The following is a 17,832-nucleotide window of genomic DNA, read 5'->3' on the forward strand; positions in this document are numbered from 1 at the left end:
GTCTGCGGGTGGGCGGGGGGCTGGTCGCGCAGTTCCCCGCGCCCCTTTGGGGCGTTTGGTGGGCCGGGAAGGAGGGGGTGCTGTGTCGCCCGGGTATGCCGCCGGTTCGGGGCTGGTCGCGCGGTTCCCCGTGCCTCTGTGGGGTGCGTCAGGCCCCTGACCGTGCCGCCTCCCGTGCCTCCGGTGACCTGAGCCGGTCGGCGGTTCGCTCCGCCGTGCGGTGGGCCCAGGGGCCGTTGGTGACGGCGCCCAGGACGAGGACCGCGAGGCCGCAGGCGGCCAGGATCCACCAGCCGGGGCGGGAGGCCGAGACGAAGGCGTCCCGGTACGAGGAGGCGCCCACGCCCGTCGCCAGCACCGCGCCGACCACCGCCACGCCCAGCGTCTGGCCCAGCTGGCGGCTGGTGGAGGCGACTGCGGCGGCCACCCCGGCCTGGGCGCGGGGCATGCCGGAGACGGCCGTGTTGGTGATGGGCGCGTTGACGAAGCCGAAGCCGATGCCGAACAGGACGTAGCCGATGAAGAGGGTGACGTCGGAGGTCTCGGCCTCGAAGGCGGCGAACAGCGCCCCGCTCACGGTCAGCGCGCCGCCCGCGATCAGCAGCGGCAGCCGCGGCCCCCGGCTGCCGACCAGCCGCCCGGACAGCGGGGCGCACAGGAAGGTCGGGACGGCCATCGGCAGCATCCACAGCCCGGCCTCCAGCGCGCTCAGCCCGCGCACGTTCTGGAGGTACAGCGTGGACAGGAACAGGAAGCCGCCCAGCGCCGCGAACGCGCTGATCGCAATGACGGTGGCGCCGCTGAACGGAGCCGACCGGAAGAAGCGCAGCTCGATCAGCGGCTCGGCGCGGCGCGGCTCGTGCAGGAGCAGGCCGGCCAGTGCGACGAGGGCGAGTACCGCGAACGGCAGCACCGCCGTGAACCCGGCGTTCGGCGCCTCGATGATCGCGTACGTCAGCGAGCCGAACAGCACGATCACCAGCAGCTGGCCCAGCGGGTCGGGCCGGCGGGCCTTCGGCGCCCGGGACTCGGGGACGAAGCGCAGGGTGAGCAGCAGCGCCGCGAGGCCCACCGGGAGGTTGACCCAGAAGATCGAGCGCCAGCCGACCGACTCCACCAGCACCCCGCCCACCAGGGGACCGGCGGCCATGGAGATGCCCACCACCGCACCCCACACCCCGATCGCGCGGGCGCGCTCGCGGGGGTCGGTGAAGGTGTTGGTGATGATCGACATGGCGACCGGGTTGAGCATCGAACCGCCCACCGCCTGGATCATCCGGAAGACGATCAGCGAGGACAGGTCGGGCGCCAGGGAGCACAGCAGCGAGCCGATGGTGAAGACCACCAGCCCGGTCATGAAGACCCGCTTGCGGCCGATCCGGTCGGCGGTGGACCCGGCCAGCATCAGCAGCGCGGCCAGCACGAGCGTGTACGCGTCGACCGCCCACTGGAGCCCGGAGGTGCTCGCGTGCAGATCGCGCTGTACGGAGGGCAGGGCGACGTTGAGGATCGTGTTGTCGATGCTCACGATCAGCAGGCTCATGCAGCAGATGGCGAGCACGAGCATGCGTCGGCGGTGGGTGAGCTCCGGCATGACCGCCATCGTACGCCCGTTTCGATAGTGCGGCTAACTAATGACCAATACATGATCTCCGGCCCGGAGCCCGCCGAGCACTGCCCCGCGTACGTGACAATGGAGGAATGTCCACGCTCACCACGCCCGCCCCCGGTACCACCGCCCCGCCGCTGCGGGTCGGCCCGCACACCGTCGCGCCGCCCGTCGTGCTGGCCCCGATGGCCGGCATCACCAACGCGCCCTTCCGCACTCTGTGCCGGGAGTTCAGCGGCGGCAAGGGCCTGTTCGTGAGCGAGATGATCACGACCCGGGCGCTGGTCGAGCGCAACGAGAAGACCATGCAGCTGATCCACTTCGACGCGACCGAGACGCCGCGCTCGATCCAGCTGTACGGCGTGGACCCGGTGACCGTCGGCAAGGCCGTCCGCATGATCGCGGAGGAGGGCCTCGCCGACCACATCGACCTGAACTTCGGCTGCCCCGTGCCCAAGGTGACCCGCAAGGGCGGCGGCTCGGCCCTCCCGTACAAGCGCAACCTGCTGCGCGCCATCGTCCGCGAGGCCGTCACCGGCGCCGGCGACCTGCCCGTCACCATGAAGATGCGCAAGGGCATCGACGACGACCACCTCACCTTCCTCGACGCCGGCCGCATCGCCGTCGAGGAGGGCGTGACCGCCATCGCCCTGCACGGCCGCACCACCGCCCAGCACTACGGCGGCACCGCCGACTGGGACGCCATCGCCCGCCTCAAGGAGCACGTCCCGGAGATCCCGGTGCTCGGCAACGGCGACATCTGGTGCGCCGAGGACGCGCTGCGGATGGTGCGCGAGACCGGCTGCGACGGCGTGGTCGTCGGGCGCGGCTGCCTGGGCCGGCCGTGGCTCTTCGCCGACCTGGTCGCCGCCTTCGAGGGCCGCACCGGCTCCTTCGCCCGGCCCACCCTGCGCGAGGTCGCCGACGTCATGGTCCGGCACGCCACGCTGCTGGGGGAGTGGATCGGCGACGAGGCCCGCGGCGTCATCGACTTCCGCAAGCACGTCGCCTGGTACCTCAAGGGCTTCGCGGTCGGCTCCGAGATGCGCAAGCGCCTCGCGGTCACCTCCTCCCTGGAGGCGCTGCGCGCGGGCCTCGACGAACTCGACCTGGACCAGCCCTGGCCCGCCGGCGCCGACGGCCCGCGCGGCCGCACCTCCGGCAACAACCGGGTGGTCCTGCCGGACGGCTGGCTGAAGGACCCGTACGACTGCGCCGGCGTCGGCGAGGACGCGGAGCTGGACACCTCCGGCGGCTGAATCAGCCCGTGGTCGGGTGCGGGGTGGAGCCGTACGCCGTCAGGAAGCGGTCCCGGAAGGAACTCATCCGCCACACCGGCGCGTCCGCGGCGGGCTTCAGCCCCTCCGTCCAGTTCCAGTCGTCGATGGCGTCGAGCACCTTCGGGTCCTTGGCGACGACCGAGACCGGCACGTCCCGGCTCGCCCCGTCCCCGCTGACCCGGGCGAGCGGCTGGTGGTCGCCGAGGAAGACGAGGACCGTGTCGTCGGTGCCGTAGCGCTCCAGCCACTGGGTGAGGCTGGTCACCGAGTACTCGATCGACTTGCCGTACTCCTCCTTGGAGCGGGTGGAGTCGGCGATGATGTCCGGCGCCTTCACCCCCGACGCCTCGATGCCGTCGTACACCGACCCGTCGCCGACCTCGTCCCAGCCGACCATCCGCGGGATCGGCGCCCACGGCTGGTGGCTGGAGGTCAGGATGATCTCCGCCATCAGCGGTTTGTCCCGCTTCCTGCCGTGCTCCAGGCGCTGGAACGCCTCCAGGGCGTACTGGTCCGGCATGGTGGACCAGCTGAACTTCGGCCCCCGGTACCCCACGTCGAACGCGTCGTAGACCTTGTCGAGGCCGTACCACTCCGACTCCGGCCACGCCTTCTGCACGCCCGGCATCACACCGACCGTGTCCCAGTCGCCGGTCTTCTGGAACGCCTTGGTGAGCGTGAGGTGGTCGCCGGCGGTGACGGTGCGGTACCGCTGCTGGTTGTCCACCCACAGCCCCGACAGGAACGTGGAGTGGCCGAGCCAGCTGCTGCCGCCGTACGTCGCCGACGTCAGCCAGCCGCTCTTCGCCCGGAAGCCCGCCTCGGCGAGCGCCTTCGTGCCCGCGTCCAGGGTCCGGTCGACGCCGGGCGCCGTCACCGGGTCCTCGACGGCGCTGCGGCCGTAGCTCTCGATGAACGTGAAGATCATGTCCTTGCCGCGCAGGCCGGGCACCAGCTGCGCGCCGGGCGTGGCCCCGAACCGGTCCGCCTTCGCCTCCTTCGCGAACGCCGCCTCGTCGCGCAGCGTGTCCACCACCCGGTGGGCCTGCGCCTCCAGCGCCCCGGAGGCGCTCCGGGTGGCGATCGGCAGGCCGAAGGTCTGCACGCCCAGCGCCACACAGGTCATCCACACGGTCGCCGCCATCAGCGCGCCCCGGGCCGCCCGCTCGCGGTGCGCGGCGAGCAGTTCCCCGAGCCGGACCGCGGCCAGGGCCATCACCACCAGCAGCAGCACGACGAGCAGCACCGCGCCCACGGCCGCCCAGGCCGCCGCCGCGCCGCCCATCGAGTCCGCCACGTACGCATGGGCGTCGTCCAGCAGCCCCCAGTCGAGGACCACGTTGAAGCCCCGCCCCAGGTACTCGGTGAAGCCCATGTCGAGCAGGTTCAGCACGGTCAGCACGCCCAGGCCGACACCGAAGAGCGCCGCCGCCACCAGCCGTGCGACGCGCGGCAGGCAGAGCAGCAGCACCGCGGCGATGACCGCCTCCGCCGGAATCCGCGCGAACCGGCTGGGCTCCAGCGCGACGAAGGTGTTCGGCAGCAGCAGGGCCCCGAGCACCAGCACGGCGGCGAGGACGGTCGTCGTCCGGCGCAGGACGAGCGCGGCACGGGGGTGACGGGTGCGCCAGGCCCGCCAGTGGGCGAGGCGGGCCGTGCGGGTGGCCGGCCCGGCCTCGGCGGCGGGCCGGGCGTCGGGTGCGGGTCCGGCGCCGGTGGCGGCCCCGGTGCCGGAGGTGGTTTCGGGGGCCTCCCCGGTGTCGTCGGGCTCGACCACGCCGGGCTCGCGTGGTTCGTCCGGTTCGTGCGGGCCCGAGGCTTCTCCGTACGGCTCCCCGCCCGCGGTCGGTGGCCGGCGAAAGCGCGTGAAGACAGGCACCCGGAGGTCCTTCCGTACGAATCCCGGTGGACGGCGGGCCCGGCGAGGGGGCCGGACCCGCCGCAGTGACGTACGTCCGCGGCGGGCGGTCCGTTCAGCCGTGCGCCCCTCCGTTCGTCCAGCCGTCCGCATGGTGAAAAACCGCGGCCTGTGGCAGCGTGATTCTCGCCACCTCTGATAGCGGTGGCGCTCAGATGAGCGGATCTTGAGCGACTCTACTTCTCCAAGGTGTGGCACTCAGTGCCACCTCTTGATCGTTCATCGATCGAACTCAGACGTGAAGATTGCCGCTCATGTGAGCGGAATGCTGGACCCTGGAGGGTTCATTCGTTCAAGAAGTGAAAACACAAGCGGTCGGTCGCTTGCCAAGCCTTGACTTTCGATCCGCTGGCGGACGGGTGGTTACAGGCGTATGACGCACAAGTGGACGTACCCAGGGGCCTTTGATCTGGGTAGATTCCTCGCCGTCAGGGCAGCCACCGCGTCCTCGAGGAGTCGAGACCCGTGTCGGAAAACAAAGAACCTCAGGTAACGAACGCGACCAAGTTCGTTTACGACTTCACCGAGGGCAACAAGGACCTCAAGGACCTCCTCGGTGGCAAGGGTGCGAACCTCGCCGAGATGACCAACCTGGGTCTTCCGGTCCCTCCCGGCTTCACGATCACCACCGAGGCCTGCAAGACCTACCTCGACAGCGGCGAGGAACCGGCGGCACTGCGTGACGAGGTGAGTGCGCACCTCGACGCCCTCGAAGTGAAGATGGGCAAGAAGCTCGGCCAGGCGGACGACCCGCTCCTCGTGTCGGTCCGCTCCGGAGCCAAGTTCTCCATGCCCGGCATGATGGACACGGTCCTCAACATCGGCCTCTCCGACAAGTCGGTGCAGGGCCTGGCCCAGCAGGCCGGCGACGACCGCTTCGCCTGGGACTCCTACCGCCGTCTGATCCAGATGTTCGGCAAGACCGTCCTCGGCGTCGACGGCGACCTCTTCGAGGAGGCGCTGGAGGCGGCCAAGGCGGCCAAGAAGGTCGCGGTCGACACCGAGCTGGAGGCCGCCGACCTCAAGAAGCTCGTCACCAAATTCAAGAAGATCGTCAAGACCGAGGCGGGCCGGGACTTCCCGCAGGACCCGCGCGAGCAGATGGACCTCGCCATCAAGGCCGTCTTCGACTCCTGGAACGGCGAGCGCGCCAAGCTCTACCGCCGCCAGGAGCGCATCCCGCACGACCTGGGCACCGCGGTCAACGTCTGCTCCATGGTCTTCGGCAACCTCGGCCCCGACTCCGGCACCGGCGTCGCCTTCACCCGCGACCCCGCCTCCGGCCACCAGGGCGTCTACGGCGACTACCTCCAGAACGCGCAGGGCGAGGACGTCGTCGCGGGCATCCGCAACACCGTCGCCCTCGCCGAGCTCGAGTCGATCGACAAGAAGTCGTACGACGAGCTGATGCGGATCATGGAGACGCTGGAGAACCACTACCTGGACCTCTGCGACATCGAGTTCACCATCGAGCGCGGCCAGCTGTGGATGCTCCAGACCCGCGTCGGCAAGCGCACGGCGGGCGCGGCCTTCCGCATCGCCACCCAGCTCGTCGACCAGGGCCTGATCGACGAGGCCGAGGCCCTCCAGCGGGTCAACGGCGCCCAGCTCGCGCAGCTGATGTTCCCGCGCTTCGACGAGGACGCCAAGGTCGAGAAGGTCGGCCGGGGCATCGCCGCCTCGCCGGGCGCGGCGGTCGGCAAGGCGGTCTTCGACTCGTACACCGCGGTGAAGTGGTCCCGCTCCGGCGAGAAGGTCATCCTGGTGCGCCGCGAGACCAACCCCGACGACCTGGACGGCATGATCGCCGCCGAGGGCATCCTGACCTCGCGCGGCGGCAAGACCTCCCACGCGGCCGTGGTCGCGCGCGGCATGGGCAAGACCTGTGTCTGCGGCGCCGAGGAGCTGGAGGTCGACACCAAGCGCCGCCGGATGACCGTGCCCGGCGGGCACGTCGTCGAGGAGGGCGACGTCATCTCCATCGACGGCTCCTCCGGCAAGGTCTACCTGGGCGAGGTCCCGGTCGTGCCCTCCCCGGTCGTGGAGTACTTCGAGGGCCGCATGCACGCGGGCGCCGAGGACGCCGACGAACTGGTCGAGGCCGTGCACCGGATCATGGCCTTCGCCGACCGCAAGCGCCGGCTGCGGGTGCGCGCCAACGCCGACAACGCCGAGGACGCGCTGCGCGCCCGCCGCTTCGGCGCCCAGGGCATCGGCCTGTGCCGCACCGAGCACATGTTCCTCGGCGACCGGCGCGAGCTGGTGGAGCGGCTGATCCTGGCCGACACCGAGGCCGTGCGCGAGGAGTCCCTGAAGGAGCTGCTGCCGCTCCAGAAGCAGGACTTCGTCCAGCTCTTCGAGTCGATGGACGGACTCCCGGTGACCGTCCGCCTCCTGGACCCGCCGCTGCACGAGTTCCTGCCCGACATCACCGAGCTGTCGGTCCGCGTGGCGCTCGCCGAGTCCCGGCAGGAGCCGCACGAGAACGAACTGCGCCTCCTCCAGGCCGTGCACCGCCTGCACGAGCAGAACCCCATGCTGGGCCTGCGCGGCGTCCGCCTCGGCCTGGTCATCCCCGGCCTGTTCACGATGCAGGTCCGGGCGATCGCCGAGGCCGCGGCCGAGCGCAAGGCGGCCAAGGGCGACCCGCGCGCCGAGATCATGATCCCGCTGGTCGGCACCGTCCAGGAGCTGGAGATCGTCCGCGACGAGGCCGACCAGGTCATCGCCGAGGTCGAGGCGGCCACCGGCACGAAGCTCAAGCTGTCCATCGGCACGATGATCGAGCTGCCGCGCGCCGCGCTGACCGCCGGTCAGATCGCCGAGGCCGCCCAGTTCTTCTCCTTCGGCACCAACGACCTGACCCAGACCGTGTGGGGCTTCAGCCGCGACGACGTGGAGGCCAGCTTCTTCACGGCCTACCTGGAGAAGGGCATCTTCGGCGTCTCCCCGTTCGAGACCATCGACAAGGACGGCGTCGGCTCCCTGGTCGCCGCCGCCGCGAAGGCCGGCCGCGCCACCCGCCCCGACCTGAAGCTCGGCGTCTGCGGTGAGCACGGCGGCGACCCGGAGTCGGTCCACTTCTTCCACGAGGTGGGTCTGGACTACGTCTCCTGCTCCCCCTTCCGGATCCCGGTGGCCCGCCTGGAGGCCGGCCGCGCGGCGTCGCGCTCGAAGGGCAGCGACCACCGCTAGACCCGAGCGGGGCGAAGACCCCGGAGTCGCCGTCTGTCACCCGACCACCCTCACCGATCGGCGGCGGCTCCGGTCCACTGGAAAAGGCGGCACCCGTGCGGGGGTGCCGCCTTTCCCGTCCGCGCGCCGGGTCAGCGGGACCCGGCGCTGCGGCGCTTGTTCACCGCCAGCAGCAGTCCGCCGCCGGCCAGCACGACGATCGCGCCGCCCGCCGCGAGGTAGGGCGTGCTGTCGTCGCCGCCGGTCTCGGCGAGGTCGGTGCCCTGCTGCCCGGTGGCCTGGTCGCCGCCGGAGTCCTTGCCGCTGCCGCTGCCGGTGCCCGCGTTGTCGTCGGTCGCCTTCTCCCCGGAGTCGCCGGAGTCACCCGAGCCGTCGGCGGGCTCGAAGCCGGCGGGCGGCTTGTCGCAGCCGACGCCGTCCTTGTCGCGGTCGAGGTGCGCGCCGTAGTGCGGGTCGCCCTCCTTGATGTTGGAGTACCCGTTGGCGTACGCCTCGGTGCAGTTCTTGAACGGGTGGGCGCCGTCGTGCGCCTGGGCGGCGGCCGGCAGGGCGGCCAGGGCCAGCGCGGCGACGGCCACGGCGGCGGGCTTGCGGAGCAGGTTCATCGGGAGTCCCAGGATGGTGTGGATGAGGATCGGTACGGATGAGGAATGGTGTGGATGAGCGGATATGAGGTGACGAAGCTATTGAGGTACCGGAGATGTGGTGGCGATATGAAGGACTCGTGACGCGAACGTGACGTGACTGGACGGTAGCTCTCCGTTCCGGGTCGTGGGGCGCGTACGGTGAGACGGGTCCGGAGCAGGGAAGGAGCCGCTGATGACCGGCTGGAACACGGGCGACATCCCCGGCCTGGACGGGCGGGTCGCCGTCGTCACCGGAGCCAACAGCGGCCTCGGCTACGTGGTCGCCCGGGAACTGGCGCGCAAGGGGGCGCGCGTGGTGCTCGCCTGCCGCAGCGAGGAGCGGGGGAGCGCGGCCGTGGAGCGCCTGCTCGAGGAGGTGCCGGACGCCTCGGTGGAGCCGGGGCGGCTGGACCTCGGGGACCTGGCGGGCATCCGCGAGTTCGCGTACGGGCTGCCGTACGAGCGGCTCGACCTGCTCGTCAACAACGCCGGCGTGATGGCGCTGCCGCACGGGACGACGACGGACGGCTTCGAGACCCAGTTCGGCGTCAACCACCTGGGCCACTTCGCCCTCACCGGGCTGCTGCTGCCCACCCTGCTCGCCACCCCGGGCGCGCGGGTCGTGACCGTCTCCAGCTTTCTGCACGCACTGGGCAACGTCGATCCGCGCGACCTGAACAGCGTGCGGCGGTACGGGCGTTGGACCGCCTACGGCCGCTCGAAATCGGCCAACCTGCTCTTCACCCACGAACTGGCCCGCCGCCTCGCGGCCCGCGACGACGCCTGGGACGTGCGCGCGGTCGCCGCCCACCCGGGCTACGCGCGCACGAACCTCACGACCGCGGGGCCGCGCGCCGAGGGGCGCCGGGTGGCGGCCCGGCTGATGGGGCTGGCCGCCCGGGTCGTCGCCCAGCCCGCGGAGGCGGGCGCGCTGCCCGTCCTGTACGCGGCGACCGCGCCCGGCGTCCCGTCCGACTCCTTCACCGGCCCGTCCTTCGCGATGTGGCGCGGGGCGCCCGCACCGTCCCGGCGGGCGCCCTGGACCCTCGACGACGCGATGGGGGAGCGGCTGTGGGCCGCCTCCGAGCGGCTGACGGGGGTCACCTACGAGGCACTGCGGGGCCTGGACTAGCTCCGGAACGGCCCGCGCACCTCGTAGGTGATCCCGCCGGACGAACTCCCGCTCGTGCCCCGCTGGCTGGAGAAGTACAGCCGGGTGCCGTCGGGTGAGAACGCCGGCCCGGTGATCTCCGAGCCGGACTGCCCGTCGATGCGCAGGAAGGGGGCGACCACGTCGTTCGGCGTGATCACGCAGATCTCCATGGTGCCGCCGTCCTCCGCGACGAACAGGTCGCCGGAGGAGCTGCCGGTGACGTTGTCCACGCCGGTCAGCGGGGCCCCGCCGGACGTCACCAGGGAGTCGTCGTAGGCCAGTTCGACGGTCTGCGCGGCCGCGTCGTACTGCCAGACGCGGTTGTCGCCCTTGGTGGTGAACCAGCAGGTGTCGTCCGCGTAGTAGCAGCCCTCGCCGCCGTTGAAGCGCTTGGCGCCGGAGACCTGGTCGCGGATCGCGGTGGCACCGGAGGGGTCGGGGACCCGCGCCCAGGTCACCGGTCCGCTGGTGGCCGAGCCCGCCACCAGGACCTCCAGCGTGCCGGAGGACAGGTCGCCCCAGGTGGTCGGGCGGAATCGGTAGAAGCAGCCGTCCGTGACGTCCTCCGTCAGGTACACCACCTTGCGGACCGGGTCGGCCGCCGCCGCCTCGTGCTTGAAGCGGCCCATGGCGTCCCGCCGCACCGCGGCCTTCACACCCCACGGGTCGGTCTCGTAGACGTAGCCGCGGTCCACCTCCTCGCAGGACAGCCAGGTGTTCCACGGCGTCCGGCCGCCCGCGCAGTTCTGGCGGGTGCCGGAGAGCACGCGGTACGCCGAGGTGACGGCGCCCGTGGCGGAGAAGCGCACCGCGCTCGCCCCGCCGGAGGGGTTGACCTCCGAGTTGGAGACGTAGATCCAGCCGGAGCCGTCCGGGTAGCAGGCGCCGCCGTCCGGTGCGCTGTGCCAGGTGTACGAGGTGCCCGCGACCTTCTGTCCGGAACGGGCGATCACCCTGCTCGTGAAGCCGGCGGGCAGGCGGAGGCCGTTGGTGTCGGGTGAGCCGAGCGACCCGTACGGTCCGCTGCCGGGCTGTGCGGGGGCGGCGTACGCGGCACCGCGCCACAGGGTTCCGCCGAGGACGGCCGAGCCGCCGACGACGGCCGTGCGCAGGAGGGTACGACGATCCACTGCTGCCTCCGGGTGTCATGGCCTCTCCCGCCGCCGGACGGCGACGGGAGCGTGCGGTCACGGACCCTAGGGCGGCCTGATTGACGGGCCATGGACAACTCGTGACGTGCGGGCGGCACGCGGGCGGCTCAGGCCGTCTGGCCGCCGTCCACCACCAGGTCCGTGCCCACCACCGACGCCGCGTCGTCCGACGCCAGGTACAGCACGGCCGCCGCGACCTCCGCCACCGACGAGACCCGGCCGAGCGGTGTCTCGCCCCGCATGCGCTCGGCCCGGCCCTCCTCCGACTCCCCGGGGCGCAGGGACATCGAGGTCGCCGTGGCGCCGGGGCTGACGGCGTTGATGCGGACGCCGTCCGCGACGTGGTCGATGGCGGCCCCCCGGGTCAGTGCCGAGACGGCCGCCTTCGTGGCGGCGTAGGCCGTGGCGCCCGGGCTGCGCTTGTGCGCACCGAAGGTGGAGGCGATGTTCACGATCGCCCCGCCGCGCGGCTGGGTGCGCATCTGCCGCACCTCGGCCGCGAGGGCGAGGAAGACGCCGGTGACGTTGATGTCGAGCTGCGCGTGCCAGTCCGCCTCGGCCAGGTCGGCCAGGGGGACTCCGCCGCGGAAGACGCCGGCGTTGTTGACCGCCACGTCCAGGGAGCCGAAGTGCGCGACGGTGGCGTCCACGACGGCGCGCACGTCGTCGGGGCGGGAGACGTCGGCGGTGACGGCCAGCGCCTTGCCGCCCGCCGCCTCGATCAGGGCCACCGTCTCGTCGAGCGGTTCCCGCCCGCGTCCGGCGACGACGACGTTCGCGCCCTCGGCGGCGAGGGCGAGGGCGACGGCCCGGCCGATCCCGGAGCCCGCGCCGGTGACGAGGGCGGTCCTGTCGGTGAAGCGCTGGGTGGTCATGAATCTCCCCTTTTTCTTGACCGTTCGGTTCAGTATGGAGGTGTGAGAGAGCGCGGAAGGTCCCCGTCACGGGGAGGTGCTGCCGCGGGTTCTCAGTCGAGCAGCGCGAGTGCCTGTTCCGCCGCGTCCCGCAGCCTGGCCGGGTCCGCCGACGCCTTCCCCACCACCCGCATCCCCTGCAGCAGCACCAGCAGCATGCGGGCGAGGGTGAGCGGGTCGCGGCCGGCGGGCAGTTCGCCCTGGGCCGCGGCCCGGGTCAGCGTCGAGTGCAGCACGGTCTCCAGCCGGTCCCAGTTGCGCTCGACCCGCCGAGCGGCGACCGGGTCGTGCGGGGCCAGCTCGGCGGCGGTGTTGGTGACGAAACAGCCGCGCAGGCGCAGTTCGTCGGCGGTCGCCTCGGCGGCGTAGCGCCGTACCAGGGACCGGACGCCCGGCAGGGCGGCGCCCGGCCGGGACAGGTCCGCCAGCAGATCCGGCAGCAGCCCCTCCTCGTACCGCGCCAGCGCCTTCAGGTACAGCTCGTGCTTGTTGCCGAAGGTCGCGTAGATGCTGGCGCGTCCGACGCCGAGGTGCTCCACGAGGTCGGACATCGACGTCCCCTCGTAGCCGCGCTCCCAGAACAGCTCCAGGGCTGCCCGCAGCGCGGCGTCCGGATCGAACTCCTTGGTCCTGGCCACGCGTCGCAGCCTAGATCAATCTGGAACGAACGGTCAATAAGATTCCGGACGCAGGCCGACGCAGGCCGACGCAGGCCGACGCAGGCCGACGCAGGCCGACTCAGGCCGCCTTCACCTCGTACACCGCCACCCGTACCGCCTCGTCGTCCAGGCACTCCCCGGTGCTGAGGTCGAAGCGCTGCTTGAGCAGCGGGGAGGCGACGAACGGGCGGCCCTGGTGGGTGCCGGTCAGGCCGCGGGAGAGGACCGCGGCACCGGTGAACGGGTCCCGGTTGTCGATGGCGTACAGCCCGCCCTCCCGGTCCCGGAAGAGGGCCACCTGGCCGCCGTCCGGAAGCAGGGCCGCCACGCCCCGGCCGGGGAGCAGGGCGCCGAGGTCGCACGCCGTGAACCAGTCGTCGGTCAGCCGCAGCAGGACCTTGAGGTCGGTCGTCTCGGGTGCCAGGGTCATCGCCGGGTGCTTCCTTCCAGGAGGTCTTCCTCGGTGCGCCGCATGCCGATGTTCAGCAGCGGCAGGTCGGGCTTCATCTGGTCGCGCTCGGGCACGAAGCCCACGACCGGGTCGGGGGTGTCGGGCGCGTTCACGAAGGACACGAACCGGGCCAGCTTCTCCGGGTCGTTGATGGTCTCGGCCCACTCGTCGCGGTAGTGCGAGACGTGGGCGCGCATCAGGGACTCCAGCTCGTCGCAGATGCCGAGCGAGTCGTGCACGACGACGTCCCGTACGTGGTCCAGGCCGCCGGGGATGCGCTCCAGCCAGGTGGAGGTGCGCTCCAGCTTGTCGGCGGTGCGGATGTAGAACATCAGGAACCGGTCGATGAGGCGGACCAGTTCGGCGTCCGAGAGGTCCTGCGCCAGCAGGTCCGCGTGGCGCGGGGTGGCGCCGCCGTTGCCGCCGACGTAGAGGTTCCAGCCGTTGGAGGTGGCGATCACGCCGAAGTCCTTGGACTGGGCCTCGGCGCACTCGCGGGCGCACCCGGAGACCGCCGACTTCAGCTTGTGCGGCGACCTGAGCCCCCGGTAGCGCAGCTCCAGGTCGATCGCCATCCGCACCGAGTCCTGGACGCCGTAGCGGCACCAGGTCTGCCCCACGCAGGACTTCACGGTGCGCAGCGACTTCCCGTACGCGTGCCCCGACTCGAAGCCGGCGTCCACCAGCCGCGCCCAGATCACCGGCAGCTGCTCGACGCGGGCGCCGAACATGTCGATGCGCTGGCCACCGGTGATCTTCGTGTAGAGCCCGAAGTCCCGGGCGATCTCGCCGATGACGATCAGCTTCTCCGGGGCGATCTCGCCGCCGGGGATGCGCGGGACGACGGAGTACGAGCCGTTCTTCTGGAGGTTGGCCAGGAAGTGGTCGTTGGTGTCCTGGAGCGCGGCCTGCTCGCCCTCCAGGACGTAGCCGCTCGCGCCGATCGCCGGGGCCAGGGAGGCGATGATCGAGCCGACCGCCGGCTTGCAGACCTCGCAGCCGTCGCCGCCCCGCGCGCCTTCACGGCCGTGCCGGTCCAGCAGCTCCCGGTAGGAGGTGACCCGCAGGGCGCGGACGATCTCGTACAGCTCCTCGCGGGTCTGCGCGAAGCAGCCGCACAGGCCCTTGTCGACCTCGACGCCACTGGCCTCCAGCTCGGCGGTGACCAGCTGGCCGAGCACCTTGACGCAGGAGCCGCAGCCGGTGCCGGCCTTGGTGCACTTCTTCACCTCGGGCACGGTCGTGCACTGGTGGTCGGTGACCGCGCCGCGGATGCTGCCCTTGGTGACGTTGTGGCAGGAGCAGATCACCGCGTCGTCGGGGAGCGCGGACGGGCCCAGCTGGGCCGGGGCCCCGGCACCGGCGGGCAGGACGAGCGACTCGGGGGAGACCGGCGGGACCGAGCCGGTGAAGGCGCGCAGCGTGCCGTACGCCTCCGCGTCGCCGACCAGGATGCCGCCGAGCAGCGTGCCGTCGCGGCCGACGACCAGCTTCTTGTACAGCCCCGCGCGGGAGTCGGAGTAGACGACGTCCAGGCAGTCCTCGGCGGTGCCGTGCGCGTCGCCGAAGGAGGCCACGTCCACGCCGAGCAGCTTCAGCTTGGTGGACAGGTCGGCGCCGGTGAAGGACGCCTCCTGGGCCGCGATGGTCGCGGCGACGGTCTCGGCCTGCTCGTAACCGGGCGCCACCAGCCCGTACACCCGCCCGTCGGCCGCCAGCGCGCACTCGCCGATCGCGAACACGTGCTCGTCGGTGACCGTGCGGCACCGCTCGTCGACGCTGATGCCGCCGCGCTCGCCGACCGCGAGACCGCAGTCGCGGGCCAGTTGGTCGCGGGGGCGGACGCCGGCGCTGAACACCACCAGGTCGGTGGCGAGTTCGGAGCCGTCGGACAGCTTCATGCCGGTGACGGCGCCGTCGGTGCCCGTCAGGATCTCCTGGGTGCCGACCCCGGTGTGGACGGACAGGCCCATGCCCTCGATGGTGCGCAGCAGCGCCGCGCCGCCGCCCTCGTCCACCTGGACCGGCATCAGACGGGGCGCGAACTCCACGATGTGCGAGGTGAGTCCGAGACCCTTCAGCGCGCCCGCGGCCTCCAGGCCGAGCAGTCCGCCGCCGACCACCGCGCCGGTCGTGGCGGTCCTCGCGTACTCCTCGATGGCGAGAAGGTCCTCGATCGTCCGGTAGACGAAGCAGCCCTCGGCGTCCTTGCCGGGGACCGGCGGGACGAACGGGTAGGAGCCGGTGGCCAGGACGAGGACGTCGTACTCGACGACCAGCCCCGACCGGGCCGTCACCTTCCGCGCGTCCCGGTCGATCGTCTCCGCCGCGTCACCGACCCGCAGCTCGATGCCGTGCTCCTCGATGAAGGCGAGGTCGGTCATCGACAGGTCCTCGGGGGACCTGCCCGAGAAGTACGAGGTGAGCTGGACGCGGTCGTAGGCGGGGCGCGGCTCCTCGCACAGCACGACCACGCGGTGCGTGGCGGTCAGGCCGCGCTCGGCGAGTGCTTCGAGGAAGCGCTGGCCGACCATGCCGTGGCCGACAAGCACGATCGTCGGGGTGTGCCCCGGGGTGGCGGTCATCAGGAGCCTCCGTCATGGGTGAGCAGGTGGAGCAGGGGGCCGCCGTCGGAGGGGAGCGGCTCTGCTCCCTCCCAGGCGCGCGCGAGCGCGCCGACGGTGCCGAGTTCGCCGACCAGGACCCCGCCGACCAGCCGGTCGTCGCGGACGACGACCTTGCGGTACGTGCCCCGGGTGGCGTCGGCGAGCTGCACGACGTCGTCGCCGGGGAGGGGGTCGGTCTCGCCGAACGCGGCGAGGTCGAAGGAGCCGTCCGGCCCGCCGAGGGGGCCGTCCGGCCCGCCGAGTGGGCTGAGGGGCCCGGCGAGGGTGAGGCGGGTCAGGGAGCGGGTGCCGGCGTAGCGGGCGGTGCCGCTCCCGGCGAGGAGTTCGGCCAGCGCGCCGGCCTGTTCGAGGGCGGGCGCGGCCAGCCCGTACACGCGCCCGTCGTGCTGGGCGCAGTCGCCGACGGCGCGGATGTGCGGGTCACTGGTGCGCAGCTCGTCGTCGACGAGGACGCCCTTGCCGACGTCGAGGCCCGCCTCCTGGGCGAGGCCGACGCGGGGCCGGACCCCGCAGGCGAGCACCACGAGGTCGGCGCCCAGCGCGTACCCGTCGGCCAGCTCCACCGACCGGACCGCACCGCCGACGCTGCGCACGTCGCGCACCCGGCACTCGGTGTGCACCTCGACGCCGAGGTCCTCCAGATGGCGCCGCACGAGTGCGGAGGCGGCCGGGTCCAGCTGGCGTTCCATGAGCCGTTCCGCCTGCTGGGCGAGGACGACCTGGGCGCCGCGCACGGCCAGCGCGCGGGCGGCGGAGACCCCGAGCAGCCCGCCCCCGATGACGACCGCCCGCACTCCCGACCGAACCGCCTTCGACAGCCCCAGGCAGTCGTCCAGCGTCCGGAACGCGTGCACGCCCTCGGGCAGCGCGCGGTCCGGGGTGAACAGACCGCGCAGCGGCGGCAGCACGGCGTTGGAGCCGGTGGCCAGGACCAGCGTGTCGTACGCGATCACCGACCCGTCGGCGCACCGCACGGTCCGCCCGTCCCGGTCGATGCCGGTGACCCGGCCGCGCAGCAGCCCGGCGGGTGCCGGCAGGCTGATCACGTCGGGGCCGTACCGTCCGGCCAGCACGTCGGCGAGCAGCACCCGGTTGTACGGGCGGTGCTCCTCGTCGCCGACCAGCAGCGCAGGCGTGCCCAGCTCACCGAGGAGCCGGGCGAGCGTCACGCCCGCCAGCCCGGCGCCGATCACCACCACACGCTCATTCGAGGTCATGGCATCGAGCGTGCGGCGCCGGTGTTACCCGGTCGCATCGCGTCTGTTTCCCGCGGGGAACGCTGCCCTCAGCGGGTGCGGGGGGCGGGTGTGAGGGCCTTTGGAGGTCCGCCGACCGGTCCCGGGACCGGTCGGCGGACCTCCAAAGGCCCTCGGCGAACCTCAGAAGACGCTCATCTCGATGGACGGCACATCCATCCCGTCCATAGGGTCGCGATCATGCCCGACATATCGCTGACCACACTCGTCCTGCTCTGCCTCGCCGCCCTCGCGGCCGGCTGGATCGACGCCGTGGTCGGCGGCGGCGGCCTCCTGCTCCTGCCCGCCCTGCTCCTCGGTCTGCCCTCCGGCACCCCCGCCGCGCACGCGCTGGGCACCAACAAGGCCGTCGCCATCGTCGGCACCACGGGCGCCGCGGTGACGTACGCCCGCAAGGCCCCGGTGGACGTCCGCACGGCCGTCCGCATCGGGCTGGCGGCGCTGGCGGGCTCGTCCGGCGGGGCCTTCTTCGCGGCCGGGATGAGCACGGAGGTGCTGAAGCCGGTCATCATGGTGGTGCTGCTCGCCGTCGCGGCCTTCGTGATCTTCCGCCCGGCCTTCGGCACCGCCCCCGCGACCGGCCCGGCCACCCGCCGCCAGATCCTCGCCGCGATCGGCCTCGCGGGCGTCGGCATCGGCTTCTACGACGGCCTGGTCGGCCCCGGCACCGGCACGTTCCTGGTCCTGGCCCTCACCGCCCTGCTCCACCTGGACCTGGTCACCGCCTCGGCCACCGCCAAGATCGTCAACTGCTGCACCAACGCGGGCGCCCTCGCGACCTTCGCCTGGCAGGGCGCGGTCCTGTGGCAGCTGGCCGCGCTCATGGCGGTCTTCAACCTGGCGGGCGGCATGTTCGGCGCGCACACGGCGCTGAAGAAGGGCAGCGGCTTCGTGCGGGTGGTGTTGCTGACGGTGGTGTTCGCGCTGGTGGCGAACCTGGCGTACGAGCAGTGGGTTGCCTAGGCGCCGGCCCCACCCCGCCCCACCTCCAAC

General features: G+C 72.4%; 13 protein-coding genes. 4 read left to right on the top strand and 9 right to left on the bottom strand.

Going from position 1 to position 17,832, the window contains the following annotated elements; all coding sequences use genetic code 11:
• Positions 1 to 148 precede the first annotated feature (148 nt).
• Complete coding sequence (locus DMH12_RS27860) at positions 149 to 1,594, bottom strand: MFS transporter (protein ID WP_125494211.1); 1,446 nt, start codon at positions 1,592 to 1,594, stop codon at positions 149 to 151.
• Between the two features lie 107 nt (positions 1,595 to 1,701).
• Here DMH12_RS27860 and dusB point away from each other — a divergent pair, with 107 nt between their 5' ends.
• A complete protein-coding gene (gene dusB, locus DMH12_RS27865; protein ID WP_125494212.1) occupies positions 1,702 to 2,868 on the top strand; it encodes a tRNA dihydrouridine synthase DusB in 1,167 nt (388 codons plus the stop codon).
• A 1-nt stretch (position 2,869) separates the two neighbouring features.
• On the opposite strand, the gene DMH12_RS27870 is transcribed toward dusB, so the two are convergent.
• Entirely contained in the window at positions 2,870 to 4,768 is a 1,899-nt protein-coding gene (locus DMH12_RS27870) for a CDP-alcohol phosphatidyltransferase (RefSeq protein WP_399189020.1), read from the bottom strand.
• Positions 4,769 to 5,272: 504 nt separating this feature from the next.
• Here DMH12_RS27870 and ppdK point away from each other — a divergent pair.
• Positions 5,273 to 8,002, top strand: a complete 2,730-nt coding sequence (gene ppdK, locus DMH12_RS27875) for a pyruvate, phosphate dikinase (RefSeq protein ID WP_125494213.1) — start codon at positions 5,273 to 5,275, stop codon at positions 8,000 to 8,002.
• A gap of 131 nt (positions 8,003 to 8,133) precedes the next feature.
• Here ppdK and DMH12_RS27880 read toward each other — a convergent pair whose 3' ends face one another.
• Entirely contained in the window at positions 8,134 to 8,607 is a 474-nt protein-coding gene (locus DMH12_RS27880) for an excalibur calcium-binding domain-containing protein (RefSeq protein WP_125494214.1), read from the bottom strand.
• A gap of 214 nt (positions 8,608 to 8,821) precedes the next feature.
• Here DMH12_RS27880 and DMH12_RS27885 point away from each other — a divergent pair, with 214 nt between their 5' ends.
• On the top strand, positions 8,822 to 9,760 hold the full coding sequence (locus DMH12_RS27885) for an oxidoreductase (RefSeq protein WP_125494215.1): 939 nt from the start codon (positions 8,822 to 8,824) through the stop codon (positions 9,758 to 9,760).
• On the opposite strand, the gene DMH12_RS27890 is transcribed toward DMH12_RS27885, so the two are convergent.
• The 6 genes from DMH12_RS27890 to DMH12_RS27915 all read right to left on the bottom strand — a co-directional run bounded on the left by DMH12_RS27890 (position 9,757) and on the right by DMH12_RS27915 (position 16,800).
• Positions 9,757 to 10,911: an alkaline phosphatase PhoX gene (locus DMH12_RS27890; RefSeq protein WP_125494216.1), complete on the bottom strand. Its 1,155-nt coding sequence runs from the start codon at positions 10,909 to 10,911 to the stop codon at positions 9,757 to 9,759. The two genes, DMH12_RS27885 and DMH12_RS27890, sit on opposite strands and share 4 nt — an antisense overlap.
• Before the next feature lie 128 nt (positions 10,912 to 11,039).
• Positions 11,040 to 11,807 carry an SDR family NAD(P)-dependent oxidoreductase gene (locus tag DMH12_RS27895; RefSeq protein ID WP_125494217.1) on the bottom strand — a complete coding sequence of 256 codons (768 nt, stop codon included), beginning with the start codon at positions 11,805 to 11,807 and terminating at the stop codon, positions 11,040 to 11,042.
• A 92-nt stretch (positions 11,808 to 11,899) separates the two neighbouring features.
• Positions 11,900 to 12,484: a TetR/AcrR family transcriptional regulator gene (locus tag DMH12_RS27900; protein WP_125494218.1), complete on the bottom strand. Its 585-nt coding sequence runs from the start codon at positions 12,482 to 12,484 to the stop codon at positions 11,900 to 11,902.
• Positions 12,485 to 12,584: 100 nt separating this feature from the next.
• The gene (gene nirD, locus DMH12_RS27905) at positions 12,585 to 12,935 is read right to left on the bottom strand and encodes a nitrite reductase small subunit NirD (RefSeq protein ID WP_122620232.1); all 351 of its coding nucleotides are present in this window, start codon (positions 12,933 to 12,935) and stop codon (positions 12,585 to 12,587) included.
• On the bottom strand, positions 12,932 to 15,541 hold the full coding sequence (nirB, locus tag DMH12_RS27910; RefSeq protein ID WP_125494219.1) for a nitrite reductase large subunit NirB: 2,610 nt from the start codon (positions 15,539 to 15,541) through the stop codon (positions 12,932 to 12,934). Before nirB ends, nirD begins: the two co-directional genes overlap by 4 nt.
• Positions 15,541 to 16,800: an NAD(P)/FAD-dependent oxidoreductase gene (locus tag DMH12_RS27915; protein WP_125494220.1), complete on the bottom strand. Its 1,260-nt coding sequence runs from the start codon at positions 16,798 to 16,800 to the stop codon at positions 15,541 to 15,543. The genes nirB and DMH12_RS27915 overlap by 1 nt, the downstream gene beginning before the upstream one ends.
• A gap of 219 nt (positions 16,801 to 17,019) precedes the next feature.
• Here DMH12_RS27915 and DMH12_RS27920 point away from each other — a divergent pair, with 219 nt between their 5' ends.
• Positions 17,020 to 17,802, top strand: coding sequence for a TSUP family transporter (locus DMH12_RS27920; protein WP_125494221.1), 783 nt, complete (start codon positions 17,020 to 17,022; stop codon positions 17,800 to 17,802).
• Positions 17,803 to 17,832 lie beyond the last annotated feature (30 nt).

It is taken from the genome of Streptomyces sp. WAC 04229, from assembly GCF_003947455.1.
Classification (GTDB): Bacteria; Actinomycetota; Actinomycetes; order Streptomycetales; family Streptomycetaceae; genus Streptomyces.

What these genes read in the sequence shown, in the direction of transcription:
- DMH12_RS27880 (WP_125494214.1), bottom strand. Translation starts at nt 8,607, where the DNA reads ATGAACCTGCTCCGCAAGCCCGCCGCCGTGGCCGTCGCCGCGCTGGCC.
- DMH12_RS27860 (WP_125494211.1), bottom strand. Translation starts at nt 1,594, where the DNA reads ATGCCGGAGCTCACCCACCGCCGACGCATGCTCGTGCTCGCCATCTGC.
- nirD (WP_122620232.1), bottom strand. Translation starts at nt 12,935, where the DNA reads ATGACCCTGGCACCCGAGACGACCGACCTCAAGGTCCTGCTGCGGCTG.
- dusB (WP_125494212.1), top strand. Translation starts at nt 1,702, where the DNA reads ATGTCCACGCTCACCACGCCCGCCCCCGGTACCACCGCCCCGCCGCTG.
- DMH12_RS27920 (WP_125494221.1), top strand. Translation starts at nt 17,020, where the DNA reads ATGCCCGACATATCGCTGACCACACTCGTCCTGCTCTGCCTCGCCGCC.
- DMH12_RS27915 (WP_125494220.1), bottom strand. Translation starts at nt 16,800, where the DNA reads ATGACCTCGAATGAGCGTGTGGTGGTGATCGGCGCCGGGCTGGCGGGC.
- DMH12_RS27885 (WP_125494215.1), top strand. Translation starts at nt 8,822, where the DNA reads ATGACCGGCTGGAACACGGGCGACATCCCCGGCCTGGACGGGCGGGTC.
- DMH12_RS27895 (WP_125494217.1), bottom strand. Translation starts at nt 11,807, where the DNA reads ATGACCACCCAGCGCTTCACCGACAGGACCGCCCTCGTCACCGGCGCG.
- nirB (WP_125494219.1), bottom strand. Translation starts at nt 15,541, where the DNA reads ATGACCGCCACCCCGGGGCACACCCCGACGATCGTGCTTGTCGGCCAC.